Source organism: Paeniglutamicibacter sp. GQ140 (genome assembly GCF_059759235.1).
The window spans coordinates 1-26950 of record NZ_JCAXDW010000003.1; the positions used below are offsets into that span (position 1 = coordinate 1).

Below are 26950 nucleotides of genomic sequence, written 5' to 3' on the forward strand. Positions count from 1 at the left end.
CCGTTGTTTTCGGGCTGCTGGAAGATGTCGGGGACGCCGTCGCGGTCCTCGTCCCTGGCCGCCCGCTCGTTCACGAGGCGGTAGCGGCGGTCGCGCGGCCGCAGCCAAATCGTGCCGAGGATGGCGGCCACCACGGAGGCGGTCAGGATCGCGACCTTCGCGTGGTCGTAGTGCGGTGAGGCCAGGCCGAAGGAGAGCTCGGAGACCAGCAGGGACACGGTGAATCCGATGCCCGCCAGGAACGTCACGCCCAACAGGTCGCCCCACTTGGTGTCAGGATCCAGGTTCGCCTTGGACGAGCGGGTCACCAGCCAGGTGGAGCCCAGGATGCCGATGGGCTTGCCGAAGACCAGGCCGAAGACGATGCCCCAGAGCACCGGGTCGCCCAGGGCCGAGGCGAAGCCCTCGGCGCCGCCGACCGCCACGCCGGCGGAGAAGAAGGCGAAGACCGGGACGCAGAAGCCGCTGGAGAGCGGGCGGAAGCGGTGCTCCAGCTGCTCGGCCAGGCCCGGCCTGTCGATCTCGTCCTTGTTCTTGCGCAGCACCGGGACGCAGAAACCCAGCACAACGCCGGCAATGGTCGAGTGGATGCCCGATCCGAAGACCAGTGCCCATGCCGCGATGCCCAGCGGCAGCAGGATGACCCAGGGCGCCCAGAGGCGCGCGGCGAAGAACTTCGGCCACTTGTGGGTCACGAACGCATAGAGCGCAATGGGGGCCAGCGCCATCAGCAGGTATGGCGGGTTCAGATCCTCGGTGAAGACGAAGGCGATGATCACGATGGCAATCAGGTCATCGACGACCGCGAGGGTCAACAGGAAGATGCGCAGCGGGGAGGGCAGGTTCGAGCCGATGACGGCCAACACCGCAACGGCGAAGGCGATGTCGGTGGCGGTGGGGATGGCCCAGCCGCGCAGGGTTTCCCCGCCGGTGGAGGCGTTCAGGGCGACGAAGATCAGCGCGGGGACCAACACGCCGCCAAAGGCGGCTGTCACCGGGACGATGGCGCGTTTCATGTCGCGCAGGTCCCCGGCCACGAATTCCTTTTTCAGCTCCAGGCCGACCAGGAAGAAGAACACGGCCAGCAGCCCGTCGGCGGCCCAGTGGCCCAGGGACAGGTTCAGGTCGATGCCGAACACCTCGAAGCCGAGGTGGAAATCGCGAAGGGCGAAGTAGCTGTCGGCGGCCGGGGAGTTGGCCCAGATCAGCGCGATGACGGCGCCCACGATCAGGACGAGGCCGCCAACGGTTTCCTTGCGCAGGATCTCCCCGATGCGCAGGTACTCGGTGTAGCTGCCCGGGCCGAAAACCGTCTTGGGTTTCGGCGTGGGTGTGGGGGCTTGGTTCATGGTATTTCTTCAATTCTTTCGGGGACGCTGAAGTTATCGCCGACCAGACTTCCCGGCACACCAGAGACCACACTATCGCCTAAACGTGTCCCGGTGCACATCCGGAAGCCACATGAAGCCGGTGGCCGCCGCGTCTTGACCGACCCGGCAGTGCGCCTGCGGCGGCCCGCCTTAAAGGCGAAGGACCGGCACGAGGTCCGCCCTCCGGGGCATGCACGTGCCGGCCCTTTGGCCAGGGACTGGCGCCCGCCGCAACCACGGCGGGCCAAGCGTCGGTATTTAGCCGCGTTCGATCCAGGCAGAGACCTTGGCAGCCTGCAGCGAGAGCGCCTTGGAGATGAATGGCTCGGCGGCCGAGGCGATTTTTCCGCCCACAAACGGGATGGAGGAGGACACTGTGGCCTCCACGCCCAGGGCCGAGCCGGCGTCGGTGGCGCGCAGCGACTCGGTGCCGGACACCGAAACCGGCAGCGAACCGACGGTGACCTTCAAGGTGGCCTCGCGGGAGCCGTCGGCTGCCGGGGACGACCAGGACTCGACCTGGGTGACTTCCACGGACTGGCCAACGAACTTGCGGGCGATTTCCGGGGCGCGGTCGGTGGGCAGGGTGCGGACGGTGGTCAGCGTGAAGGCCGCGGCGGTGTCGCCGGCAACCTCGAAGCTCTTGAGCTCTCCTCCGACCAGGCCGGTGAGGTGCTCGGCGAAGTCGCGATCGGCAAGCGTGGCGATGACGGCGTCGGGGGCGTGCGTCAGGTCTGTGGTGGCGTTAAGTGCCATGGGGCAGGACTCCGTAAAGTAGATCGGCCGGGATACAACCCCACCAGCGTACCGGGCATGCGCGCGCGCGGCGGTACGCTTGAAAGGCGCACCCCGGGATCCGGCATGGATCTCGGGTAATTGTGTTGTGCGCGTACCAGTCTTCGGAAAGGACCCCACCCGATGGCGCTTCACGGCCTGCGCACAGCATTGCGAACCGACACCTCCTTTTCCCGCGTCAGATCCAATGCCGCAACCGGGTACGCCGCCCGCGCCAACGAGCTGGAGATCGCCGCCCCGGCCGGAATGCGCGCAGTCATCACCGCCGAAACCGTCGAGGCGCTGCGCTCCAAGGTCGCCGACGGGCTGGTGCTGGCGGTGACCGCCACCGGCCGCGAGACCGAGGAACTTCTCGCAGCCCTGCACAGCTACCTCCCCGAGGATGCCGTGGCGGAATTCCCCTCCTGGGAAACGCTGCCCCACGAGCGGCTTTCCCCGCGCTCGGACACCGTGGGCAGGCGCCTGGACGTGCTGCGCCGGCTGGAGACCAAGGACCCGACGCTGCAGGTCATCGTGGCGCCGATCCGCGCCGTCATCCAGCCCCTGGTCGCCGGCCTGGGCAAGCTGGAGCCGGTTCACCTGCAGGTGGGCGACGAATACGAGTTCTCCGCCGTGGTCAGGGCGCTGGCCGATGCCGCCTATGCGCGCGTGGACATGGTCACCCACCGCGGCGAGTTCGCGGTGCGCGGCGGCATCCTGGATGTCTTCCCTCCCACCCTGAACCACCCGGTGCGCATCGACTTCTTCGGCGACGAGATCGAGGCCATGCGCTTCTTCTCCATCGCCGACCAGCGTTCCCTGGAGCACGAGGCGCCCACCCGGATCCAGGCACCGCCCTGCCGCGAACTGCTGATCACCCCGTCGGTGATGTCGCGGGCGGCAAAGCTGCAGTCGGAGATGCCCGCGGCGAGGGACATGCTCGCCAAGATCGCCGGCGGCCTGGCGGTGGAGGGCATGGAGTCCCTGGCCCCGCTGCTGGTCGACGCCATGGTGCCGCTGCTCTCGGCGCTGCCGGCCGAATCCATCGCACTGGTCATGGAACCGGAACGGGTCCGCGCCCGGGCCCATGACCTGGAAGCGACCAACGCCGAGTTTCTGGCCGCCGCCTGGGCAACCGCCTCCGACGGCGGGGCCGCACCCCTTGACCTGTCCCAGGCGCAGGCGCAGGCCGCCGCGGCCGAGCTGGAGGCCGGGAACTTCACCTCCCTGGCCACCACCCGCAACGACGCGCAGGCCGCCAAGGTCTCCTGGTGGTCGGTGACCTCGCTGGGCACCGACGCCGAACTGTTGCCCGAGGCCGACTCGATCCGCATCAATGCCCGCGAGCCGCGCGGCTACCAGGGGGATGTGGCCGAGATGCTCGGGTTCATTTCCGGGCGCATCAAGGACGACTGGTCGATCGTGGTGGCAACCGACGGCCCCGGACCCGCCCAGCGCCTGGCCGAGCTCTTCCACGACGCCGACATCCCCACCCACCGCATCAATTCGCTCGACGAGGCACCGACCCCCGGGCTGATCGAGATCACCACCGCGCAGGCCGGGCGCGGCTTTGCGCTCGATTCGCTGAAACTCGGCTTCCTCACCGAGGCGGACCTCCTGGGCCGATCCAGCGCCTACGCCCCGAGCGGGGCCAAGCGGCTTGCCGCCAAGCGGCGCAATGCCGTTGACCCGATGACCCTCACCGAGGGCGACTTCGTCGTGCACGAGCAACATGGCATCGCCAGGTTCGTGGAGCTGATCGCCCGCAAGGTCGCCGGCGGGGCCGACGCCAAGCGCGAGTACCTGGTCCTGGAGTACGCGCCGGCCAAGCGCGGGGCGCCGGGTGACAAGCTCTTCGTGCCCACCGACCAGCTGGACCAGGTCACCCGCTATGTCGGCGGCGAGGCCCCGACGCTGTCCAAGATGGGCGGCTCGGACTGGGCCGGCACCAAGTCCCGGGCGCGCAAGGCCGTCAAGGAGATCGCCGGGGACCTGATCCGGCTCTACTCCGCCCGCATGGCCTCGCGCGGGCACGCCTTCGCAACCGACACCCCCTGGCAGTCGGAGCTGGAGGAGGCCTTCGCCTACGTGGAGACCCCGGACCAGCTGACCACCATCAACGAGGTCAAGGCCGACATGGAGCGCGAGATCCCGATGGACCGGCTGGTCTCCGGGGACGTGGGCTTCGGCAAGACGGAAATCGCGGTGCGCGCCGCGTTCAAGGCCGTGCAGGACTCCAAGCAGGTCGCGGTGCTGGTGCCCACCACGCTGCTGGCCTCCCAGCACCAGCAGACCTTCACCGAGCGCTACTCCGGCTTCCCGGTGCGGGTGAAGACGCTCTCGCGCTTCCAGAGCGCCAAGGAGTCCAAGGACATCATCGAGGGGCTGAAGAACGGCACCGTCGACGTGGTCATCGGCACCCACCGGCTGCTCTCGGACACCGTGCAATTCCGTGATCTCGGACTGGTGATTGTCGACGAGGAGCAGCGCTTCGGCGTCGAGCACAAGGAACAGCTCAAGAAGATGCGCACCAACGTGGACGTGCTGTCCATGTCCGCGACCCCGATCCCGCGCACCCTGGAGATGAGCCTGACCGGCATCCGCGAGACCTCCACGCTGGCCACCCCGCCGGAGGAGCGCCACCCGGTGCTCACCTACGTGGGCCCGCGCACCGACAAGCAGATCTCCGCGGCCATCCGCCGCGAGCTGATGCGCGACGGGCAGGTCTTCTTCGTGCACAACCGCGTCTCCTCCATCGACAAGATCGCCTCCGAGCTGCGCGAGCTGGTGCCCGAGGCCCGGGTCGAGGTGGCACACGGCAAGATGAGCGAATCCCGGCTGGAGAAGATCATCCAGGACTTCTGGGAGAAGAAGTTCGACGTGCTGGTCTCCACCACCATCATCGAGACGGGCCTCGACATCTCCAATGCCAACACGCTGATCGTGGACCGGGCCGACAACTACGGCCTGTCCCAGCTGCACCAGCTGCGCGGGCGCGTGGGCCGCGGACGCGAGCGCGCCTACGCCTACTTCCTGTGGAACGCCGAAAAGCCGCTGGGCGAGGTCGCCCTCGAGCGGCTCAAGGCCGTGGCCGCGCACAACGAGCTCGGCTCGGGCTACCAGCTGGCGATGAAGGACCTGGAGATCCGCGGGGCCGGCAACCTGCTCGGCGGGGAACAGTCCGGGCACATCGCCGGGGTCGGCTTCGACCTTTACCTGCGCCTGGTCGGCGAGGCGGTGGCGGACTTCAAGGGCGAGGCCGACGAGAAGACCGCGGAGATGAAGATCGAGCTGCCGGTCAACGCGCACCTGCCGCACGACTACGTGCCAGGGGAGCGGTTGCGCCTGGAGGCCTATCGGAAGATCGCCGCCGCCACCGACTTCGCGGCGCTTGAGGACGTGCTGGCCGAGCTGGTTGACAGGTACGGGCAGCCGCCGGCGCCGGTGGTGAACCTGTTGGAGGTCGCGCGGATCCGCATCAGGGCCCGCGCGCTGGGGCTTACGGATGTGGCGATGATGGGCAACACGATCAAGTTCGCCCCGGCGGCGATCGCCGACCTGCCGGATTCGCGCCAGCTGCGCCTGGCCCGGATGTACAAGGGCGCGGCCGACAAGCCGGCGCTGGGTGCCATTGTGATTCCCAAGCCGCAGACCTCCGCCATTGGCGGACGGGACCTGGTGGACGAGCAGATCCTGGAGTGGGTCTCGTCGGTGCTTTCCAACATCTTCGAGGTCGAGGCCCCGCGCGCCAGGGTCTAGCGGACATCTACCGCAACGCAAGGATGCCCGGTGGCGGCCCCGACATGGGGGCAGCCACCCGGCATCCGCATATCGGTGGTTGTCAGGCGGCGGCGGCTTCTCCGTGGTGGATCAGCACCGGGCACTTGGCATGGGCGGCCAGCGAACTGGACACCGAACCCAGGAGCAGGCCCTTGAAGCCGCCGCGCCCGCGCGTGCCCAACACCAGCATGGCAGCGTCCTTGGAGGCCTCGATCAGGTTGGGAGCAGCGGGGCCCATGACCACCCTGCGCTCCAGGCCGGCGGGAATGTCCTCGCCGAAGGCCTGTTCGATGGACTTTTCCAGCGCGTCGCGGGCGTCCTGCTCGGGCGCCCAGTCCGGGGTGTAGTCCTCCAACGCGATGCGCGGCAGCCACGAGGAAAAAGCCACCAGGCCGTGGCCCAGGGATGCTGCAAGGGTGGCTGCGTAGCGAAGGGCGCTGATGGATTGCGGCGATCCGTCAATGCCGACAACGACGTTGCTGCGCGGAGTGTTTTCCATGGTGGGGCGCTCATTTCTTCAGGCAGAGTCGGCTGGTCCAACGAAAGCCTTGGGTTTCCGTTGGACTTCATCCTACACGCGACCACCTGTAGTTTTCTACGACTTGTAGAAGTTTTGGCGAGGGCTCCGCGCCCGGTCTCCCGCGGGCCGGAGACGTGCCGGAAAGCGGCCGAAATCGGCATGCAAAAAGGGAGGCGGGCACCGCGTGCAACGCAGGTCCGCACGGGGTGCGGATTGCGGATGCTGCGCGGTGCCCGCCTCCCTTTGCGGGAGACGCAGCTGGCGTCTAGTCCTGCTTCGAAGCCGTCTTGGCCGGGTCGCGGTCGGACATGCCCAAGATGTGCTGCGGAATGGCGAAGGCCAACATGGCCAGCACGAGGCAGGCAATGCCCGGGATCCAGGCGTTGTCCAGCGACCAGTACGAGAGCGCGAAGATGGCTCCGGCGAACATGACGAAGAACACCACCAAAGCGATGACGTTCCCGGCCAGTCGGCCCTGGCCCGAGTGGGCTACGTTCTTGCCGTTCGAGTACACAGCGAATCTCCTAAAAATGATCTGGTTTCAATGCGCGCGGGATACGAGATCAGTAGCCCTCGGCGCCTTGTTCACCCTCCACAATAGCAACTCCGGAGCTGGAACCAAGACGCGTGGCGCCGGCGGCGATCATGGCGTGCGCCGTTTCCAGCGAACGCACCCCGCCGGAGGCCTTCACGCCCGTCTCCGGGCCCACGGTGGCCCGCATCAGCGCCACATCCTCGAGCGTTGCCCCGCCGCCGGCAAAGCCGGTGGAGGTCTTCACGAAGTCGGCCCCCGCCCGCACCGAGGCGCGGCAGGCAAGCACCTTCTCCTCGTCGCTGAGCAGCGCCGTCTCGATGATGACCTTCAGGATCGCGCCGCCGGCATGCACCGCCTGCGCGACGGCGGAGATGTCGGCCACCAGGGCTTCCTCGTCCCCGGCCTTGGCTGCGGCGATGTTGATGACCATGTCCACCTCGTTGGCGCCGTCGGCCACCACCGTGTTCGCCTCAAAGACCTTGGCGGCGGTGGGGATGGCGCCGAAGGGGAAGCCGATGACCGAGCAGGTGAGCACGCCGGAGTCCGCCAGCGCGGCACTCACGGTGGCCACCCAGATCGGGTTCACGCAAACGGACTTGAACTTGTACTGCACGGCCTCGGCGCAAATGCGGGCGACATCGGAGGCCGCGGCGTCGGGGTTCAGGATGGTGTGGTCGATGTACGAGGCAATGTTGGGGGTGCTCATGGCGTGTTCTGTGGCTCCTGGTCGTGATCTGGATGAAAAGGCGTGGGGGAGGGGGACGCGCCCGGCGGATTGGCCGCCGGCCGCCACCTAGCGGCCCAGCAGGCCGGCGAGTTCCTGCTTGATGGCCTCCAGCCGTGCGCTGCCGGCGGCGCGGGCCGCCGGCAGCTCGCCGGGGCCGGTGACCGGCGCGATGACCTCGAGGTAGCACTTGAGCTTCGGCTCGGTCCCCGAGGGCCGCACGATCACCCGGGTGTGGGCGGCGGTGGCGAAGAGCAGCCCGTCGGTCGGCGGCAGGTGCGCCCCCAGAGACAGGTCCTCGAAACCGGTGACGGCCTCCCCGCCCAGGGTGGCCGGCGGGGCTGCGCGCAGCGACTCCATCATGGTGTCCAGCAGGGCCAAATCCGCCACGCGCACCGAGAGTTGGTCCGTCTGGTGCAGACCGTGCGCCAGCGCCAGGGCATCGAGCGCCGCCGGCAGGGAGGAGCCGGCGGTCTTGAGCTCCGCGGCGTAGTCGGCAAGCATCAGCGCGGCCGACATGCCGTCCTTGTCGCGCACCAGGTCGGGGGCCACGCAATAGCCCAGTGCCTCCTCGTAGCCGAAGGCCAGGGAGGGCACGCGCGAGATCCACTTGAAGCCGGTCAACGTGCTCTCGTGGGCCAGCCCATGCGCCGCGGCGATTCGTGCGAGCATGCGCGAGGAGACGATGGAGTTGGCCAGCACCGCGCCGGGGGCCGCTGTCGCGGCGGCGCGGTCGCCCAGCAGCCAGCCGAGCTCGTCCCCGCGCAGCATCCGCCAGCCGGTGTCGGGGAACCTGACGGCGACGGCGCAGCGGTCGGCGTCCGGGTCGTTGGCGATCACCAGGTCGGCGTCGGTCCCGGCGGCCAGGGCCAGGGCCAGGTCGAGGGCGCCGGGCTCCTCCGGGTTGGGGAAGGAGACGGTGGGGAAGTCCGGGTCCGGCTCGGCCTGCTCGGCCACCAGGCGCACCCGGGAAAAACCGGCGCGGCCCAGCGCCTGGGCCATGGTGTGCCCGCCGACCCCGTGCATCGGGGTCAGCACGATCCTCAGGTTCTCGCGCGCCGCGGTGATGGCGTCCCCGTCGGTCCCGCCGGCCGCCGGTACGACGCCGGCGATGGCATCCAGGTACCCGCCCTCGATGTCCCCTGGCTCCCCGGCGCCGGGCAGCACGGCCCAGCCCTCGGCGGCCAGGGCGATGTCAGCCATCGGTTCGCCGTGGTTGATCCGTGCGGCGATCTGCGCATCCACGGGGCTGACGATCTGGACGCCCTGCCCCCACCCGCTCTCGGCGCGCCCGCCGAGGTAGACCTTGTAGCCGTTGTCGGCCGGCGGGTTGTGGCTGGCGGTGACCATGATCCCGGCCTCCGCGCCCAGCTCGCGCACGGCCCAGGCCAGCACCGGGGTGGGCAGGGCCGAGGGCAGCAGGTGCACCTCGAGCCCGGCGGCGGTGAGCACGGCGGCGGACTCGCGTGCAAAGACGTCGGAGTTGTGCCGGGCATCGAAGCCGATGACCACCCGCGGTCTGTAGGCCCCCTTGGCCGTGTCCAGCAGGAAGCGCCCGATCCCGGCGGCGGTGCGCCGCACCACCATGGAGTTCATGCGGTTCGGGCCCGGCCCCAGCTCGGCACGCAGCCCCGCGGTCCCGAACGCCAGGTTCGCCGCGAAGCGGTCCGCCAGCTCGGCGGCGGCCGGTCCGTCACCTGCACCGGCGGCGTCGCACAGCTTGCGCAGCGCCGCGGCGGTCACCGGGTCCGGGTCCTGGGCGGCCCAGGCCGCGGCGGTCTCAAGCAGGGCGGCGTCGATCTGGTGGGTGGTCATCTGCTGTGCTGGGTCCTTCTGCTGGGCCGGGCTGCCGGGTCTGGCAGGCTCCGGGATCGGGATCGGTCGCTGGGGATCCACCGGGGCGGACGCTTCGGGGGCCTAGAGCTTGGCGACGATGTCCGCCAGCAGCGCGGAAATCCGCGGGCCGGCGGCCTGGCCGGCCTCGATGACCTCGGCGTGGCTGAGCGCGGTCTCGGAGATCCCGGCGGCCAGGTTGGTCACCAGTGAGATCCCGAAGACCTCCATGCCCGCGTGGCGCGCGGCGATGGCCTCCAGGGCGGTTGACATGCCCACCAGGTCGGCGCCGATCACCTTGGCGTAGCGCACCTCGGCGGGGGTCTCGTAGTGCGGGCCGGTGAACTGCGCGTACACGCCCTCGTCCAGGGACGGGTCGACCTCGCGGGCCAGGTCCCGGATGCGCGCGGAATACAGGTCGGTCAGGTCCACGAACGTCGCGCCTTCCAGCGGGGAGGTGCCGGTGAGGTTGAGGTGGTCGGAGATCAGCACCGGGGTGCCCGGGCTCCAGGCCGGGTTCAGCCCGCCGCAGCCGTTGGTCAGCACCAGCGTCTTGGCGCCCGCCGCGGCGGCGGTGCGCACGCCGTGGACCACCGAGCGCACGCCCTTGCCCTCGTAGAAGTGGGTGCGCGCGCCGAGCACCAGCACGCGCCTGCCGCCCGTGGTGAGCACCGAGGAGATCGTGCCCACGTGCCCGGGCACCGCGGCGGCGTGGAATCCGGGCAACTCGGTGGCGTCGATGCGGTGGGTGGTTTCACCGATGAGGTCCGCCGCCTCGCCCCAGCCGGAGCCCAGCACCAGGGCGATGTCGTGGTTCGGGATGCCGGTGAGTTCGGCGATCTTGGCGGCGGCGGCGTTGGCCAGGTCAAAGGGGGCAGATTCGTTGTCGATCACGGGGTTAAACCTACCGGCGGATCCCGGCGTTGTCAGGTGGGGTGCCCCCGGGCACCCCGGGCGCGGGCACCGGGCGGCAGTTCGCCGCCACTGCGGAGGACCCCCGCCCGCGTGTGCGGTGTGCACTTGGCTGCCCGGTAGGGAAGAATGAGTGATCGTGAGTGCACAACGCGATATCAGTTCCCCCAGGCTAGTAATTCTCGGCGGTGGCCCCGGTGGCTACGAGGCCGCGATGGTAGGTGCCCAGCTCGGCGCCCAGGTGACCATCGTCGAACGCGCGGGCATGGGCGGCTCGGCGGTGTTGACCGACGTCGTCCCGTCCAAGACCCTGGTGGCGACGGCCGATGCCATGCGCCGGGTCTTCGGCGCCCGCGAGTTCGGTGTCGAGGTCGGTGATGCCGGCACCGAGGCGGTGGCCGACCTCTCGGTCATGAACGCGCGCCTGTTGGAACTGGCCCGCGAGCAGTCCTCCGACATCCACATGGGCCTCGAGCGCGTGGGAGTGCGCGTGGTCATCGGCGAGGGCAGGCTGCTTGACGCCTCCACCGTCGAGGTCGCCCGCACCGACGGCAGCACCGAGACCATCCCCGCCGACGCCCTGCTGATTTCCGTCGGGGCGCACCCGCGCGAGCTTCCCACGGCGATTCCCGACGGCGAACGCATCTTCAACTGGACCCAGGTCTACAACCTGAAGGAAGTCCCCGAGCACCTGATCGTCATCGGTTCCGGTGTCACCGGTGCCGAGTTCGCCTCCGCCTACAACCTGTTGGGCACCAAGGTCACCCTGGTCTCCTCGCGCGACCGCGTGCTGCCCGGCGAGGACGCCGATGCGGCCGAGGTCCTGGAGCAGGCCTTCAAGAAAAACGGCGTGAACGTCGTGGCCAAGTCCCGCGCCGAGGCCGTGGAACGCGACGGCGACACGGTGCGGGTGACCCTGGGCGACGGACAGGTCATCGAGGGCAGCCACTGCCTGGTGGCCGTCGGCTCGATCCCCAACACCGCCGGCATCGGCCTGGAGGAGGCGGGCATCAAGCTCAGCGAATCCGGCCACATCCAGGTCGACGGCGTCTCGCGCACCACCGCCACCAACGTCTACGCGGCCGGGGACTGCACCGGTGTCTTCGCGCTGGCCTCGGTCTCCGCGATGCAGGGCCGCATTGCCATGGCCCACCTGCTGGGCGATTCGGTGAAGCCGCTGAAGCTCACCGAGGTCTCCTCGAACATCTTCACCTCCCCGGAGATCGCCACCGTCGGGGTCACCGAGCGCATGGTCGAGGAAGGCAAGTACCAGGCCGACATCATCAAGCTGGACCTCGCCACCAACGCGCGCGCCAAGATGATGAACGTGAACCAGGGCTTCGTGAAGATCATTTCGCGCCGCGGCTCCGGAACCATCATCGGCGGCGTCGTGGTGGCGCCGCGTGCCTCCGAGCTGATCTTCCCCATCGCGCTGGCCGTGCACAACAAGCTGCACGTCGATGACATGGCCGAGACGTTCTCGGTCTACCCCTCGCTCTCGGGCTCCATTTCCGAGGCCGCGCGGCGCCTGCACGTCCACCTCTAGCCTCCGTGGGGCGCCCAAAGGCGCCGCCGAAATCGCATCGCACATGGCCGCCGCCCCCGACCCGGGGGCGGCGGCCATGTGCATCCGTGCCCCCTCGCGCGCGGGGCACGGTGGACTACCTGTTTGGCTCCACGTTTTCGAGTGGGAACTACGTGAATTGCTGCGTCCCGGCGGGAGTACCCTGTTTGCACATGCGTTGTTTGGGGGCGGGGTTCCATGGCAGGGGAAAGTGCGAGATTCGGTTCGCTCGACGGGTTGCGTGGAGTGGCGGCGGCCGTCGTGGTCGTCTTTCATATCGTGGTTTCGAATGACCGGGCCGGTGCGATCTACAAGCTGACCGAGACTGGCCCGCTGTCCACCTTTGAAACCCTCATGAATTACTCGCCGCTGCGGATTCTCTGGGCGGGATCGGAAGCGGTGGTCGTCTTCTACGTGCTCAGCGGCTTCGTCCTGGCGCTGCCCTTTGCCCGCGGCGCGGCGGTGCCGTGGAAATACTTCTACCCCCGCCGGCTGCTCCGCCTCTATGTGCCGTCGATCGCGAGCCTAGTCTTTGCGTATCTGACGACGCTGGCCATCCGCCGGGCGGAGATCCCCAATGGCAGCCCCTGGCTGAACGACCATGCGGCGGCCCCCAACGGGCCGGTGCAGGTGCTGCTGGGCTCGTCGCTGATTGCCGGCTGGGGAGGGCTGAACACCTCGCTCTGGTCGCTGCGCTATGAGGTTCTCTTTTCGCTGCTGCTCCCGCTCTTCCTCTGGGTGGCCTTCACCTGGAAAAGGCTGTTGTGGCTGAAGGTCGCGGCGGTGCCCCTGTTCTGCATGCTGTGGCCCTTGGCGGGCTTCTTCTACCCGGATCTGGTGTACCTGAGCGTCTTCCTGCTCGGCGTGCTGATGGCCTACAACATCGAGGCCTTGCGGGCCCGGGCCGCCAGGATCCGGGGATGGGGGTGGACGCTGATCTGCGTCGCGTCGATCCTCCTGTTGTGCTATTCCTGGCTGGTGGCCGGCGTCGACCCGGAATCCCGGTGGCGGCAGTCCTGGATCGGCTTTGCGGCGATCGGCGCGACGCTGTTGGTTTTTGCCGTCGCCTTCTGGCGGCCAAGCGTCAGGGCGTTCGGCTCGCGCCCGATACGCTGGCTTGGCAGAATTTCCTTCAGCCTCTACCTGACCCAGGAGCCGGTGGTCGTGGCCCTTGCCTTCGCGACCCACGGGCTGGTTCCGCTGTGGGTGCAGATTCCCGTGGGGTTTGCCCTCTCCCTGTTCGTCGCGTGGCTGTTCTATTTGGTCGTCGAGCGGCCGTCGCATCGACTCTCCAGGAACTTTGCCCGTGCGCGCCAGCAGCGGGAATTGGCCGCAGTCGCCGTGCCAGTGGGCGCGCCCCGGGCGGACCTGGGGTCCTCGAAGAAGTAGCCACCGCCGGAACGGGTCGATTCCGGGTCCGCGAAGTGCCAAGTCGAATCAAAAATATCGGGCTGCGCGACAGTCATGCGCGCGGGATCGCTGTGGCTTGTATTACAGTTGTCCAAATAGTGGAAGGACTGTCCAATAGATGGACGTCCAGCATAAACTTGTCACTTAGTAATTTTAAGGCACCACCTAGAGAATCACGAGCCCATGTCCAACAAGACCGCGGTCGTTGCACCGAAAGAAAACACGCGCGGACGCGTGCTGTTTGCCAGCCTCATCGGCACCACCATTGAGTTCTTTGACTTCTACGCCTATGCCACGGCATCGGTGCTGGTTTTCCCGACGCTCTTCTTCCCGAACGCGTCCAACGTCAACGCGATCCTCTCCTCGTTCGCGATCTTCGGCGTGGCCTTCGTCGCCCGCCCGGTCGGCTCGGTGCTTTTCGGGCACTTTGGCGACAAGATCGGCCGCAAGGGCACCTTGGTGGCTTCGCTGCTGCTCATGGGCATCGCCACCTTCCTGATCGGCTTCCTGCCCCCGGCGCAGGGCAACTTCGTGGTGCTGGCACCGCTGATGCTGGTGCTGCTGCGCTTCGCCCAGGGCCTGGCCCTCGGCGGCGAGTGGTCCGGCGCCGCCCTGCTGGCCACCGAGAACGCCCCGGCCAACAAGCGCGCCATCTACGGCACCTTCCCGCAGCTGGGCGCGCCGATCGGCTTCATCATCGCCAACCTGATGTTCGTCGGCCTGCAGCTGGGCCTGTCCCCGGAGCAGTTCATGTCCTGGGGCTGGCGCGTGCCGTTCATCCTCTCCGCCGTGATGGTCGCCGTGGGCCTCTGGGTCCGCCTGAAGCTGGTCGAGTCCGTGGCCTTCACCAAGGTCGTGGACCAGAAGAAGGTCGCCAAGTCCCCGTTCAAGACCACCATGAAGTACCACTGGCGTCCGGTGCTCGCCGGCACCTTCATCATGCTGGCCACCTACGTGCTCTTCTACCTGATGACAGCCTTCACGCTGACCTACGGCACCGCCCCGGCCACCGTCGAGGCGGCCCGCGCCGCGGCCGAGGCCAAGGGCAAGGTCTTTGACGCCGCCGCCGAGGCAGCCTTTGCGCCGGGCCTGGGCATCGCCCGCCCCGAGTTCCTCACGATGCTGATCATCGGCGTGGTCTTCTTCGGCATCTTCACCATGGTCTCCGGCCCGCTGGCCGAGAAGTTCGGCCGCCGCAAGTTCCTGATCTATGTCACCAGCGGCATCCTGGTCTTCGGCCTGGCCTGGACCCTGATGTTCGGCCCGGGCAAGGGCGCCGCCATGGTCGGCCTGGTCATTGGCTTCACGCTGATGGGTGCGACGTTCGGCCCGATGGCCGCCTACCTGCCCGAGCTCTTCCCCTCGAACGTGCGCTACACCGGTTCGGCCGTCGCCTACAACATGTCCTCGGTCATCGGCGCGGCACCCGCGTCGTTCGTGGCCATCGCGCTGTGGCAGTTCGGCGGCGGCAACACCGTCTGGGTCGGCGCCTACCTGGCACTCGGTGCGGTGCTCACGCTCGTCGCCCTGTTCCTGACCAAGGACACCAAGGACGTCGACTACGAGAACAACGTCGCCTAACTGAAATTTCGCACCGGGTCCGCCTCTGGCGTTTCCCGGGACCGGACACCGGGCGCCCGCCACCCCTTCGGGGAGGCGGGCGCCCGGTGCGTTGGGGAACCGACGCCGCCCGGGGGCCGGATGCCCGCGCGGCGCTAGTCGCCGACCTGGCCGTCGATGCACTCGCGCAGCAGGTCCGCATGCCCGTTGTGCCGGGAATACTCCTCGATCAGGTGGGTCAGGATCCAGCGCACCGAGACCGTCCCGTGGCGCCCGGCCGTCACCGATCGTTCCAGGGGCCCCTCGCCCAGGACGGCGTCGGAAAATGCCGTCTCGTTATTCCAGGCGGCGAAGGACTGCTGCACGATCCGGGCGTCGGGTTCCGGGAAGTCGAAATCGGTGTCGGCACCGTCGGCGCGCCAGTACAGCGGCGGGGCCCGGTGGCCCGCCAGCGAGGAGCGGATCCAGAAGCGTTCCACATCGCTCAGGTGCCGCACCAGCCCCAGCAGCGAGAGGCCGGAGGGCGGCACGGCACGGGCGCCCAGTGCCGCCGGCGGGAGCCCGGCGCACTTCAGCTCCAGGGTGTGGCGCTGGTATCGCAGGAACCCCGTCAAGGTCTCCCGCTCGCTGCCGCATGGTGGCGGATCGGTGCGCGGGTCGGCGGAGGGCGGGGCAAGCATTTCAGGAGCCATGGGAACCAGCCTAGGGCCCGCTACCCGCGCCACGGGAGCCGCCACGGCGCAGGCGGCGGGGAGAGGGCGGCAACGGCAAGGGGCGGCACCTGCCTTCGGGAAGAAGACGGGTGCCGCCCCGGTGGTGCGGTGATGGTGCGGTGTTACTCGCCGATGGAGGCCAGCACGGTCCCGGCCGACACCGTGTCGCCCGGCACGGCGCTGAGCCCGGAAACCACGCCGTCGCAGTGCGCGGTCAGCGGCTGTTCCATCTTCATGGCCTCCAGGACCAGGATCAGGTCGCCCTCGGACACGGTGTCCCCGTCGGCCACGGCAACCTTGACGATGGTGCCCTGCATGGGGGAGACCAGGTCGGCGCCCGAGTTGCCGGCGGTCGCGGCGCCGCGGGCGCCCGCGGCGCGCTTCTTCTTCCGCGTCTTGCCGTTGGAAGAGGAGGACATGGTGCCCAGGGAGGCGGGCAGCACGACCTCCAGGCGCTTGCCGCCGACCTCGACGGTGATGGCGTTGCGTCCGTCGTCCTCGCCCGGGGTGCCGGCGGTGGACGGGTCCCAGGCGGGGATCTCGTTGGCGAACTCGGTCTCGATCCAGCGGGTGTGGACCGAGAACGGGCCGGATTCCGGGACGAACGCCGCATCGGCCATCACGGCGCGGTGGAAGGGAAGCACCGTGGGCATGCCCTCGATGCGGAATTCCTCCAGGGCGCGGCGCGACCGGGCCGCTGCCTGGGCGCGGGTGGAGCCGGTGACGATGAGCTTGGCGATCATCGAGTCGAAGTTCCCCGAGACGGTTTCCCCCGCCTCGACGCCCGAGTCGATGCGCACGCCCGGCCCGGTGGGCAGGTTCATGGAAGTGATGGTGCCCGGCGCCGGCATGAAGCCGCGCCCGGCGTCCTCGCCGTTGATGCGGAACTCGAAGGAGTGGCCGCGGGGCGCGGGGTCGGTGTAGCCCAGCTCCTCGCCGCGGGCCAGCCGGAACTGTTCGGCCACCAGGTCGATGCCCGTGACCTCCTCGGAGATGGTGTGCTCGACCTGCAGGCGGGTGTTGACCTCCAGGAAGGAGATCACCCCGTCCTGGCCCACGAGGAACTCGCAGGTGCCGGCACCCACGTACCCGGCCTCGCGCATGATGGCCTTGGACGCCTCGTAGAGGCGCGTGTTCTGCTCCTCGGTCAGGAACGGCGCGGGGGCCTCCTCGACGAGCTTCTGGTTGCGGCGCTGCAGCGAGCAGTCGCGGGTGGAAACCACCACGACGTTGCCGTGCACGTCGGCCAGGCACTGGGTTTCCACGTGGCGCGGGGCATCCAGGAAGCGTTCGACGAAGCACTCGCCGCGGCCGAAGGCGGCAACGGCCTCGCGGACGGCGGACTCGTAGAGTTCGGGGATTTCCTCGCGGTTGCGCACGACCTTGATGCCGCGCCCGCCGCCGCCGTAGGCGGCCTTGATGGCCAGCGGCAGGCCGTGGGCATCGGCGAAGGCCAGCACCTCGTCGGTGGATGCGACGGGGTCCTTGGTGCCCGGCACCAGCGGGGCACCGACCTTCTCGGCCAGGTGGCGGGCCTGGACCTTGTCGCCCAGCTGCTCGATGGCCGCCGGGGGAGGGCCGATCCAGGTCAGTCCGGCATCGATCACGGCCTGGGCGAACCCGGCGTTCTCGGCCAGGAAGCCGTAGCCGGGGTGCACGGCGTCGGCGCCGGAGCGCTTGGCGACCTCGAGGATCTTGGTGATGTCCAGGTAGGATTCCGCGGCCGTGGAACCGCCCAGCGAGTAGGCCTCGTCGGCCAGCCTCGAATGCAGTGCATCGCGGTCGGGCTCGGCGTACACGGCAACCGATCCGATGCCCTCATCGCGGGCGGCGCGGATGATGCGTACGGCGATTTCTCCGCGATTGGCGATGAGAACCTTCGTCAACTGACTCATGGCAGGGGTTATCTCCTTAAATATGCTCTTGTGGAGCCTACCCGCGTTTGTGGGATGTGTACCCCCAAAACCCCCTGTGTCGGGAGTAGGTCGTGATTTCTTTGTGGGAAACCTACAATCGGTGGCCGACTACGCCCACACGTCGGAGATCGACAGCCCGGTCTCGGCCAGCAGCTCGCGCAGCGTGGAGACGTTTAGCCCGATGACGTTCTGCGGGTTGCCCTCGATGCCGCGGATGAACGCCGCCCCGCGGCCGTCGATGGTGAACGCCCCGGCGCAGGGCAGCGGCTCGCCGGTGGCGACGTAGGCGGCGATCTCCGCGGCCGTGACCTTCTCGAAGTTCACGGTGGTGGAGGAGACGGCGCCGATGGTCGCCCCGGACCCGCCGTCCCCGTCCTCCTCGGAACGGTTGTCGATCAGCCAGTGCCCCGTGTGCAGGATCCCCGACTTCCCGCCCATCGCCTCCCAGCGTTCCGTGGCGGCCTCGGCGGTGTACGGCTTGCCGTAGGCCACGGATTCGAATTCGAAGACCGAGTCGCAGCCCAGGACCACCGCGCCGTCGGCCTCCTGGGTCGCCGCGACGTCCTCGGCCTTGGACTTGGCCAGCAGCAAGGCGGTGTCGGCCGGGCCCAGTTCGCCGAAGCGCTCAACGGCCCGGGCCAGGACCGCGTCCTCGTCCACGGTGGAGACCTGGACGGCGAAGTCGATGCCGGCGTCGGCGAGCACCTTGGCCCGGCCCGGGGAAGCCGAGGCAAGCACCAGCAGCGGCAGCTCCTCGGGGTTCTCGACCTCCCCGCGCGGATCGGTGGCGGCGGCAGTATCGGAAGTGTTCGCGTTTTCGCTCATGCATCAACCGTATCCCGGGCCGGCGGCGCCTGGGTGCCGGGCTCCGTGCCGGGGCCTTCGCCGTGCGCCGCGGCCAGCGCGGCGATCTTCGAGCCCTCCACGTCCACGTCCGGCAGGATCCGATCCAGCCAGCGCGGGATGTACCAGGCGCGGTGGCCCAGCAGGTGCATGATCGCCGGGGTCAGCGTCATCCGCACGATGAACGCGTCGAAGAGCACGCCTATGGCCAGCGAGAACCCGATCGCCCGGATCATCGTCAGGTGCGAGAACACGAACCCGGCGAACACCGCCATCATGATCAGCGCCGCGGCGGTGACCACCGGGGCCGCGTGGGCGAAGCCGGAGCGCACCGCGGCGCGGGCCGGCTGCCCGTGGGCGAAGGACTCGCGCATCCCGGCGACCAGGAACACCTGGTAGTCCATGGCCAGCCCGAAGAGGATGCCGGTGAGCAGGATCGGCAGGAAGCTCATGATCGGACCCGGCACGTTCACGTCGAACACCTCGCCGAGCCAGCCGAATTGGTAGACAGCGACGGTCGCGCCGAACGCGGCGGCCAGCGAGAGCAGGAAGCCCGCGGTGGCCAGCAGCGGAACGACGACCGAGCGGAAGACCAGCAACAGCAGGATCAGCGAGAGCCCCACGACGATGCCGATGTACGGCGGCAGCGCCTCGGCGAGCTTCTCGGAGACGTCCACCTGCGCCGCGACCTGCCCGGTGACCGCGATGTGCGCACCGGTGGCCTCCCGGATCCCGGGCGCGGCGTCGCGCAGCCCGTGCACCAGCGCCTCGGTCTGCGCGCTGGCCGGGCCCTCGGTGGGGATCACCTGGATCGCGCCGAGGTTCCGCGACTCGTTGACCGCCACCGGGATCGCCGCGACGACGCCGGGGATCTGGCGCACGGCGTCGGCCACGTCGAGGTTCGCGGCATCCGCCCCGCGCTCATCCAGCCCGGCCGGCAGGTCCGCGAGCACCAGCAGCGGCCCGTTGTACCCGGCCCCGAAGGCGTCGCTCATCTGCTCGTACGCCTTGTAGGCGCCCGAGTCCACCGGTTCGGCGCTGCCGTCGGGCAGCGCGGTGCGCAATTGCAGCGCGGGCAGGGCGACTACGGCCAGCAGGGCGATGGACGCGATCGCGGCGATCCACGGGCGGCGGGTCACCAGCGCGCCCCAGCCGCGGTTGCCCGCGTCGTTGGAAGGCGCCAGGGCGTCCGCGTCGGCGGATCCGGCGCGTGCCCAGGCCCGTTTGGAGACCAGGCGGGTCCCGATGACCCCCAGCAGCGCCGGGGTCAGCGTGATCGCGATGAGCACCGCCACCAGCACCGTGAACGCGGCGGAGGCGCCCAGCACGGTGAGGAAGGGCAGCCCCGGGACCGCGAGCGCGGACAGGGCGATGACCACGGTCAGCCCGGCGAAGACCACGGCGTTGCCGCTGGTGCCCGTGGCCCGGGCGATGGATTCGCCCAGCGGGACGCCTTCGAGCAGCTGGCGGCGGTGCCGGTGCACGATGAACAGCGAATAGTCGATGCCCACCGCCAGACCCAGCATCAGCGCCAGGGCCGGGGTGATGGAGGCCATCTCGATCACGGAGGACAGGGCCAGGGTTCCGCCCACCCCGGCTCCCACGCCGAGCACCGCCATCAGCAGCGGCAGCCCGGCGGCCACCAGCGTGCCGAGCATGATCAGCAGCACCGCCGCCGCCACGGCCAGGCCGATGATCTCGGCGGCCCCGAAGATGGAGGACAGGTCCTGCAGGATCTCCTTGGAGAAGAGCACCTCGACGCCCGCGGCCTCGGGCCCGGCGGCGATGGACTGGATGTCGGCGCGCTCGGCCGTGCTCAGCGAGTCGGTCGCCCCGACGAAGGTCACGTGGGCCACCGCGGTGGAGCCATCGGTGGAGACGAAGCGCATGCCCTCCGATGCCCCGGCCCGGCGTTCGGCGAAGGCCAGCTCGGCGCGCCCGGCGGCCAGGTCCCTGGCGCCCTGCTCGAGCTTTTCCTCGGCCGCGGGCAGGGCAGCCGTCTTTTCGTCCACCGTCTTTTGCCCGGCGACCAGCTTGGCCTGGTTCTCCTCGATTTCCTGCTGGCCGGCCGCCAGCTTGGCGGCGTTCGCGTCGAGCTCCGCCTGCCCGGCACGCAATTGCGCCTTGCCCGTGGAGATCTTCTCCGCTGCGGCCTGGACCTTGGCGCGATTCACTGCCAGTTCCCTAGCTCCGGCATCGAGCTGTTTCTTCGCGGCCGGAAGCTTCCCGGCCCCGGCCTCCAGCTCCGCCTCCTTCGCCGCCAGCGTCTTTTCCCCGGCGGCCAGTTCCCTGGCCCCGGCATCGAGTCGGGCCTTGGCCGCGTCGAGTGCCTTGAGTCCCGCGGTTGCATCGGCAATGTCCCGCAGGTTCTTTTCCACCCCGGCCTTGGAGTCGGCCGCCGATTCCCGCTGGGCCTGAAGGTCCTTGAGCTTCGCCGCAAGTACCGAGAGTTCCTGCCGGGCGGCCTGCTTCTGCGCGTCGGTGGTCGCGTTGGCGAGATCCTGCTTGGCCTGGCCGGCCAACGTGTTGACCTGGGCGATGCCGGCGTCCAGGTCCCGGAGTGCGGCGTCCACCCGGGCCAGCCCGGCGGTGGCCTGTTGTTTGCCCGTGGCCAGCTGCTTTTCGATCGTCGCCCGGGACTGTCCGCCCAGGATCTTCTTCATGCCTGCGTCGAACTGCCCCCTGCCGTCGGCTAGTTCCCTGGCCGCGGAATCAAGTTTCGCCGCTCCGGCAGCCAGGGCCTTTCGGCCCTCGGCAATCTTCGCGACACCGGCCTGGTATTCGCGGTTTCCCGCGTCCCACTCGGCCTGTCCCGCCGCAAGCCGCGCCTGGCCGTCCTTCAGGGCGGCGGAGCCGTCGGCAAGTTCCCCGGCCGCGGCATCCAGTTTCGCCTGCCCGGCGGCCAGGGACGTGCGGCCCTGGGCCATCTGCTTCTTGGCATCGCCCAGCTGCACGCGCCCGGAGTCGAGCTCCGCCTGCGCGTCGGCCAGCGCGGCCCTGCCCTCCTCGAGCTGCTTGGTGCCATCGGCCAGCTGCCTGGCGGCGTCCTCGAGCTTGGCCTGGCCCTCGGCGAGCTGCGGCTTGGCCTCATCGAGCTGTGCCTGGAGCTCGAAGGGCCTTGCGACCTCGGTGATCGGGGACTGGGCGGCGAGTTCGCCAAGCGAGGACTCGATGGCCCGGTGCTGGGCGGAGGTGAGCTCACGGCCGTCCGCGGAACGGAAGACGATGGATCCGGTGCCGCCGGCCAGCTCGGGCATCTCGACCTTCATCCGGTCCAGCGTGCGCTGGGTTTCGGTGCCGGGGATGGTGAAGGTGTTCGACAGCTTGCCCATGAAGGCGCCGGCGCACAGCCCGATGGCCAACAGCAGGACGGCCCAGATGCCGACGACTGCCCAGCGCCGGCGGTAGGCCATCGCGCCGAGTCGATAGAGGAAGGAAGCCATGGTGTCTTAGGCCTTTCGGGGGTGCGGTGCGCGCCGTTGGAGGGAGGGGAAGCCGTCGCGCAACTGGGCGACGGCCTCGGCGAGGGTGGCGCGCAGCAGCGCGGTGCGCCGGGGGTCCGCGGCATCCGGGGACTCGCCCAGCTCGCGGGACCAGGCGGCGAAGGCGGCCTTGCCGGCGCCGATGACGCTCTGGGCAAGGACGGAGGCGGCCAAGGGCGTGCCGTGCGGGGCGCGGGCGGTGATGATCTCGGTGAGCGCCTCGGCGCAGTCGTTCCAGGCCTCGAGCTGCATGCGCGCCATCTGCGGGTGCGCGGAGGCATGGAGGTAAAGGTTCGCGATGGGCTCCAGCAGGGCCGGGTCGACGAGGGATTCCACCGCCGTCACCGCCGCGGAGAGCAGGTCGATGGCGGGATCCAGCTCATCGAGCACTCCCACCGCGTTCTCCAGCAGCAGCCTGTTCGGCTCGTTGAGGGCGGCCTCGATCGACGGGAAGTAGTTGAAGAAGGTCCGGCGGGAGATGCCGGCGGCATCGGCCACGGATTCGGCGGTCAGCGCCGCGTAGCCGGCCGTTTCCAGCTGGGCGAGGGCTGCATGCACGATGGCGGTCCGGGTGGCGGCCTTGTTCATTTCGCGCCGCGAGGGCGGCTGCGCGGGGGATTCGATCACTCTTTCTACACTACGTGCAAACTTGCGTGCCGTGCAATTTTTTGGGAGCGGGGACCGACGCCAAGGGGCGGGCCGCTTCCGCCCGGGGGTGCAGTGCATCCCCGGGCGAAAGCGACCCGCCCCGTGTTGGTGTGACTACCGCAAGGCGGCGTGGCTAGCCGACGGGCGTCTGTGCCGTGTCCCGTGCCGTGGCCTCGGTGGAATCCGTGGCCGCCTTGAACTCGTCGTTGAACGGATCGCCGAGGCGCGGTGCGTTGTACAGCTCCTCGTCCAGGATGCCTTCGCGCTTGGCGACGATGGCCGGCACTAGGGCCTGCCCGGCGACATTGACAGCGGTGCGGCCCATGTCAAGGATCGGGTCGACGGCCAGGATCAGTCCGACGCCTTCCAGCGGCAGGCCCATGGTGGACAGCGTCAAGGTCAGCATGACCACGGCGCCGGTGGTTCCGGCGGTGGCGGCCGAGCCCAGCACCGAGACCATGGCGATCAGCAGGTAGTCGGTCAGTCCCAGGTCGATGCCGTAGAACTGGGCGACGAAGATGGCGGAGATCGCCGGGTAGATGGCGGCGCAGCCGTCCATCTTGGTGGTGGCGCCCAGCGGCACGGCGAAGGAGGCGTAGCCCGAGGGCACGCCGAGGTTGCGCTCGGTGACGCGCTGGGTCAGCGGAAGGGTGCCGATGGAGGATCGGGAGACGAAGGCCAGCTGCACGGCGGGCCAGACTCCGGAGAAGTACTGCTTGATGCTCAGGCCGTGGGCGCGGACCAGCACCGGGTAGAGGCCGAAGATCACCAGCGCCAGGCCGATGTAGATCGCGATGGTGAACTTGCCCAGTGCGCCGATGGTGTCCCAGCCGTAGGTGGCCACGGCGTTGCCGATCAGGCCCACGGTGCCAAGCGGTGCCAGGCGGATGATCCACCAGAGGACCTTTTGGATCACGGCCAGGGTAGCGGCGGAGAAGTCCAGGAACGGCTTGGCCGCCTCGCCGACCTTGAGTGCCGCGATGCCCACGGTGATCGCGATGACAAGCACCTGGAGGACGTTGAAGCTCAGTGCGGTGCTGATGTCCCCGCTTTCGGAGACCTTGTTTGTGGCACCCAGGCCCAGGAAGTTCGAGGGGATGATCCCGATCAGGAACGCCCACCAGTCACCGGTGCGTCCGTCGTATTCGGGAGGGGCGCTTTGTCCGGTTCCGGCTCCCGGGCGCAGCACGGTGCCCAGCACCATGCCGATGACCACGGAGATGGCCGAGGTGATGGCAAACCACAGGATCGTCTGCCAGGCCAGTCGCGCCGCGTTGGTGACCTTGGCCAGGTTGGCGATCGAGGCAACGACGGCGAAGAAGATCAGCGGGATGACCGCCGCCTTGAGCAGCGAGATGTAGCTGTTGCCGAGGGTTTCCAGCGTGACACCCAGACCGGTCTTGGTGTCCGCGGTGTGGCCTGTGTACTTGGCCAGCAGGCCAAGGCCCAGGCCCAGGGCCAGGGCGACGATGATTTGGGGGCCGAAGGCGGTGGCCCAGGCCGGGATGCGCCTCTTAGGCGTGGTGTTGGAGGTAGTCACGCTACGAAGTTAGGCGGTGCTCCATAGCAAAGGATAGCCAGCATTGAGGAATGTTACGCAAAATCCGCCCGGAATGCTTTATTGGGCAATTTTTGTGACGCGTTACATATGCGCCCGTCCCGGTGTTAAGATGAGCTTTCAACCAATGGATATTTATGTTATTGGTTTGCGTCCGAAGCGCTGAACTCCGGGCGCCCAGGTCGGCACAAATGGGGAAGGGGGCTGGGTGCATGAAGTGGGGAAATGTCGACGACACCCTGCCCCGCCCGCGCCTTGATCTGTTGCTCAACCAGGCGGTCGCGTCCTCCGTGGTCATCGCCAGGGCGCCGCGCGGCTCGGGAAAGCGCACCGCGATTCGCGGCTGGCTGTCCCGGCGTGATCCCCTGGCCATCAACTGGACCTGGATCGAGTGCGACGATTCTGCCGGTTCGTTGGAAGAGGCCCTGGCCCGGACCTATGCAACGGCCGACGACCCCGAATCGCACCTCGTCGCGCTCGTTGGCTACACGCGGCGGCACGACAAGGAGCTCCTGCGGTTGGTGCAGGACACTGCGCGCCGGCATCCACACCGACGCCTGGTCATCGTTACGCGCGACTATCTGGAGATGGAACGCCATCGCACGCTGCTGCCCATCGGCATCTCGGTGCTTCCGCCCCACGAATTCCGCTTCACCGCCGGTGAGGCCGCCGACTACCTCCGGGGGACGGCGCTCGCCGACTTCGCCGGGCAACTGACCGACGAGCTGTGCGGCACTGCGCAATTGTTGCGCATGGCAAAGCTCCGCGCCCAAACCATGCAACCGCCCCGGCGACCGGACCTCGTGCCGAGTCCCGGGCAGTCGGCCTCACCCCTGGATCCGCCCTCGCCCACGCTGCTGGAACTTGACCCCGCGGCCAAGGCATTTCTGGCCTCCGTGCACGGCGCGGTGGACCGCGATGTGAAATTGATGCTCGAAAGCGAGGACCTGGAGCCCGGGCAGCTTGATTTCCTGGCACTGATCTCGGTGCCCACCACGGTCCCCGCCGCACTGCTTCCGCTCCTGGCCTTCCGGTATTCGGAGGGATGGCTCCGGGACCTGGAGGGCCGCGGACTGGTGTATCGCTCCTCGCAGAATCCCGACGAGGAGTACTGCCTGCACCCCGTGCTGCGCCGGGTGCTGAAGCGTTCATACCTGGAACCAGATCCGGAACAGTTGGCCGACCTGCACCGGATCTGTGCACGGTACGAGACCGCCCAGGGGTCGGCGTTCCGCGCCCTGCGCCACGCGCTGGAGGCTCCCGATTACCAGTTGGCCTCCGATGTCCTGCGCATGCATGCCGACGAGTACCTCGAGGGTGAACTGGGCACCCGCGGAGCCGTGTTGCTCGATGACCTGCCGCTGACGGTCCTGGCCCGTTTTCCGCTGCTGGCCATCTGCCTGGCGATCGCCTACAGCGCCACCGGAAAATTCAAGCTAAAGACCCTGGAGCTGCTGGCACTGGCCGCCGCCGGCGCACGCACCGTGGGACGCAAGGCCCCGCCGCCGAACCGACTGATCATGATCACGGTCGAATCCGTGGCGATGAGATTGAGCGGTGCCGGGGAGGCCTCGGTGCGCTCGGCCCGCAGCGGCATCGCTCTGTACCGGGAGATGTCGCCGGGCCAGCGCGACGGGATCGGCCCCTTCGAGGGACCCCTGCTCATCCAGCTTGCCCTGAACCTGCACGCCGGCGGGGTCAACGACGAGGCCCTAATCGCGACGGAGCTCGGAGTGTCGGCCGACCAGCGCCACAACCGCGTCGACAACGACCACTACGCAGCCACCGTCCAGGCCTACCTGTATGCCCTGAACGGGGACGTCCACAAGGCCTCCGGCATGCTGGCCGAATCGTTGCCAGAGCACTGGTCAAACCCCGCCACCAACGCCTATTTCGCCACCCCCTACCGCGCGACAGCTTTCCTGTGCGCGATGGACGAGCAGCGATTCGATGACGCCGCGCGCTGGGTGGAGCTGCTGCGCATCGACCAGCACAGCAACGAATTCTGGCCGTCGATCCGGTTGGCTGAGGCGCTGCTCGCGGTGATCCGCGGGGAGACGACTGCCTCGCTGGTCAGGATGCAGGGCTATCTGGTGCGGGAGCGCGAGCAGCCCGTCGTGCAGAGGGCCGGCAGGCAAATGCTGGCCTCGGCCGCGTGCTTGCTGAACCTCGCAGTGGGTGACGCGTCCCAGGCATTCAAGGCCGCGACGAAGTCGCCGGACGGAACCTCCCGTTTGATGCTGCAGGCGGGAGTGAGGCTTGCCCAGGGCGATGCCGCCGAAGTGCTGAGGATGTGCACGGCCTTGGGCACGCCGGTGCAACCCCGCGCGCGCTTCGAGCAGGCGGTGCTTGTGCTGGCCGCAACGCTGCAACAAAGCAATGTGGCGGCCGTTGGCGGCGCGCTTCGCAGGGTGGCCGCGCTGAGCGAGGAGTACGGACTGGGGCTGGCTCTGAACCTGCTGCCCGCCCCGGATTTGGAACGCATACTGTCTGCCGCCAGGGATATGCGCATCAGGCTCAAGATCGATCCGAACGCCGTCTCGAACATGCCCGGCGGGCTGGGGCGTGCGGTGCTTAGCTCGCGCGAATTGGCGGTTTTGGGTGAGTTGGTGTCCACCGGAAGCGCCTCGCTCATTGCCGAACGGCAATTTGTCTCGGTCAACACCGTCAAGAGCCAATTGCGCAGCATCTACCGCAAGCTGGGCGTCTCCGATCGCGCCTCCGCGCTGGACGCTGCGCGCGTGCAGGGACTGGTCCCGAGCAGGGACAGCGAAGCCGTCGAATAGGTCAGACCAGAACGGGGCAGCG

The 26950-nt window shown here is 68.8% G+C and carries 18 protein-coding genes; 5 read left to right on the forward strand and 13 right to left on the reverse strand.

Annotation, left to right across the window (positions count from 1 at the left end):
• The coding region (nhaA, locus tag AC6CHY_RS04900) for a Na+/H+ antiporter NhaA (protein WP_498225775.1) at nucleotides 1-1349 on the reverse strand (1349 nt) is incomplete at its 3' end.
• 279 nt (nucleotides 1350-1628) lie between these two features.
• On the reverse strand, nucleotides 1629-2126 hold the full coding sequence (locus AC6CHY_RS04905; RefSeq protein WP_498225776.1) for a DUF2505 domain-containing protein: 498 nt from the start codon (nucleotides 2124-2126) through the stop codon (nucleotides 1629-1631).
• A 162-nt stretch (nucleotides 2127-2288) separates the two neighbouring features.
• On the opposite strand from AC6CHY_RS04905, the gene mfd reads away from it, so the two are divergent.
• Nucleotides 2289-5903 (forward strand): transcription-repair coupling factor, encoded by a 3615-nt coding sequence (gene mfd, locus AC6CHY_RS04910; RefSeq protein WP_498225778.1) that lies wholly within the window; start codon nucleotides 2289-2291, stop codon nucleotides 5901-5903.
• Nucleotides 5904-5985: 82 nt separating this feature from the next.
• Here mfd and AC6CHY_RS04915 read toward each other — a convergent pair whose 3' ends face one another.
• The 5 genes from AC6CHY_RS04915 to AC6CHY_RS04935 form a co-directional block, all read right to left on the reverse strand.
• Nucleotides 5986-6423 carry a universal stress protein gene (locus AC6CHY_RS04915; RefSeq protein WP_217388706.1) on the reverse strand — a complete coding sequence of 146 codons (438 nt, stop codon included), beginning with the start codon at nucleotides 6421-6423 and terminating at the stop codon, nucleotides 5986-5988.
• 286 nt (nucleotides 6424-6709) lie between these two features.
• On the reverse strand, nucleotides 6710-6958 hold the full coding sequence (locus AC6CHY_RS04920; protein WP_217388707.1) for a hypothetical protein: 249 nt from the start codon (nucleotides 6956-6958) through the stop codon (nucleotides 6710-6712).
• A 49-nt stretch (nucleotides 6959-7007) separates the two neighbouring features.
• Nucleotides 7008-7685 (reverse strand): deoxyribose-phosphate aldolase, encoded by a 678-nt coding sequence (gene deoC / locus AC6CHY_RS04925; protein WP_217388708.1) that lies wholly within the window; start codon nucleotides 7683-7685, stop codon nucleotides 7008-7010.
• 87 nt (nucleotides 7686-7772) lie between these two features.
• Nucleotides 7773-9518: a phospho-sugar mutase gene (locus AC6CHY_RS04930; protein ID WP_498225780.1), complete on the reverse strand. Its 1746-nt coding sequence runs from the start codon at nucleotides 9516-9518 to the stop codon at nucleotides 7773-7775.
• Nucleotides 9519-9620: 102 nt separating this feature from the next.
• Nucleotides 9621-10430: a purine-nucleoside phosphorylase gene (locus tag AC6CHY_RS04935; RefSeq protein ID WP_217388710.1), complete on the reverse strand. Its 810-nt coding sequence runs from the start codon at nucleotides 10428-10430 to the stop codon at nucleotides 9621-9623.
• A 157-nt stretch (nucleotides 10431-10587) separates the two neighbouring features.
• Between AC6CHY_RS04935 and AC6CHY_RS04940 the strand changes: the two genes are divergently transcribed.
• The 3 genes from AC6CHY_RS04940 (at nucleotide 10588) to AC6CHY_RS04950 (ending at nucleotide 15003) form a co-directional block, all read left to right on the forward strand.
• Nucleotides 10588-11994 (forward strand): NAD(P)H-quinone dehydrogenase, encoded by a 1407-nt coding sequence (locus AC6CHY_RS04940; RefSeq protein ID WP_217388711.1) that lies wholly within the window; start codon nucleotides 10588-10590, stop codon nucleotides 11992-11994.
• Between the two features lie 216 nt (nucleotides 11995-12210).
• On the forward strand, nucleotides 12211-13401 hold the full coding sequence (locus tag AC6CHY_RS04945) for an acyltransferase family protein (protein ID WP_217388712.1): 1191 nt from the start codon (nucleotides 12211-12213) through the stop codon (nucleotides 13399-13401).
• A 204-nt stretch (nucleotides 13402-13605) separates the two neighbouring features.
• Nucleotides 13606-15003: an MFS transporter gene (locus AC6CHY_RS04950; RefSeq protein WP_217388713.1), complete on the forward strand. Its 1398-nt coding sequence runs from the start codon at nucleotides 13606-13608 to the stop codon at nucleotides 15001-15003.
• Nucleotides 15004-15137: 134 nt separating this feature from the next.
• On the opposite strand, the gene AC6CHY_RS04955 is transcribed toward AC6CHY_RS04950, so the two are convergent.
• From AC6CHY_RS04955 to AC6CHY_RS04980, 6 genes are all read right to left on the reverse strand, one after another.
• A complete protein-coding gene (locus AC6CHY_RS04955) occupies nucleotides 15138-15674 on the reverse strand; it encodes a DinB family protein (RefSeq protein WP_498225783.1) in 537 nt (178 codons plus the stop codon).
• A gap of 143 nt (nucleotides 15675-15817) precedes the next feature.
• Nucleotides 15818-17590, reverse strand: coding sequence for an acetyl/propionyl/methylcrotonyl-CoA carboxylase subunit alpha (locus AC6CHY_RS04960; protein ID WP_498225785.1), 1773 nt, complete (start codon nucleotides 17588-17590; stop codon nucleotides 15818-15820).
• Between the two features lie 129 nt (nucleotides 17591-17719).
• The gene (locus tag AC6CHY_RS04965) at nucleotides 17720-18361 is read right to left on the reverse strand and encodes a Maf family protein (protein WP_498226192.1); all 642 of its coding nucleotides are present in this window, start codon (nucleotides 18359-18361) and stop codon (nucleotides 17720-17722) included.
• Between the two features lie 71 nt (nucleotides 18362-18432).
• Nucleotides 18433-21897: an MMPL family transporter gene (locus AC6CHY_RS04970; protein ID WP_498225786.1), complete on the reverse strand. Its 3465-nt coding sequence runs from the start codon at nucleotides 21895-21897 to the stop codon at nucleotides 18433-18435.
• A 6-nt stretch (nucleotides 21898-21903) separates the two neighbouring features.
• Nucleotides 21904-22563, reverse strand: a complete 660-nt coding sequence (locus AC6CHY_RS04975; RefSeq protein WP_217389764.1) for a TetR/AcrR family transcriptional regulator — start codon at nucleotides 22561-22563, stop codon at nucleotides 21904-21906.
• A 154-nt stretch (nucleotides 22564-22717) separates the two neighbouring features.
• On the reverse strand, nucleotides 22718-24124 hold the full coding sequence (locus AC6CHY_RS04980) for a dicarboxylate/amino acid:cation symporter (RefSeq protein ID WP_217389763.1): 1407 nt from the start codon (nucleotides 24122-24124) through the stop codon (nucleotides 22718-22720).
• 230 nt (nucleotides 24125-24354) lie between these two features.
• Here AC6CHY_RS04980 and AC6CHY_RS04985 point away from each other — a divergent pair, with 230 nt between their 5' ends.
• Nucleotides 24355-26928: a response regulator transcription factor gene (locus AC6CHY_RS04985; protein ID WP_217389762.1), complete on the forward strand. Its 2574-nt coding sequence runs from the start codon at nucleotides 24355-24357 to the stop codon at nucleotides 26926-26928.
• Nucleotides 26929-26950 lie beyond the last annotated feature (22 nt).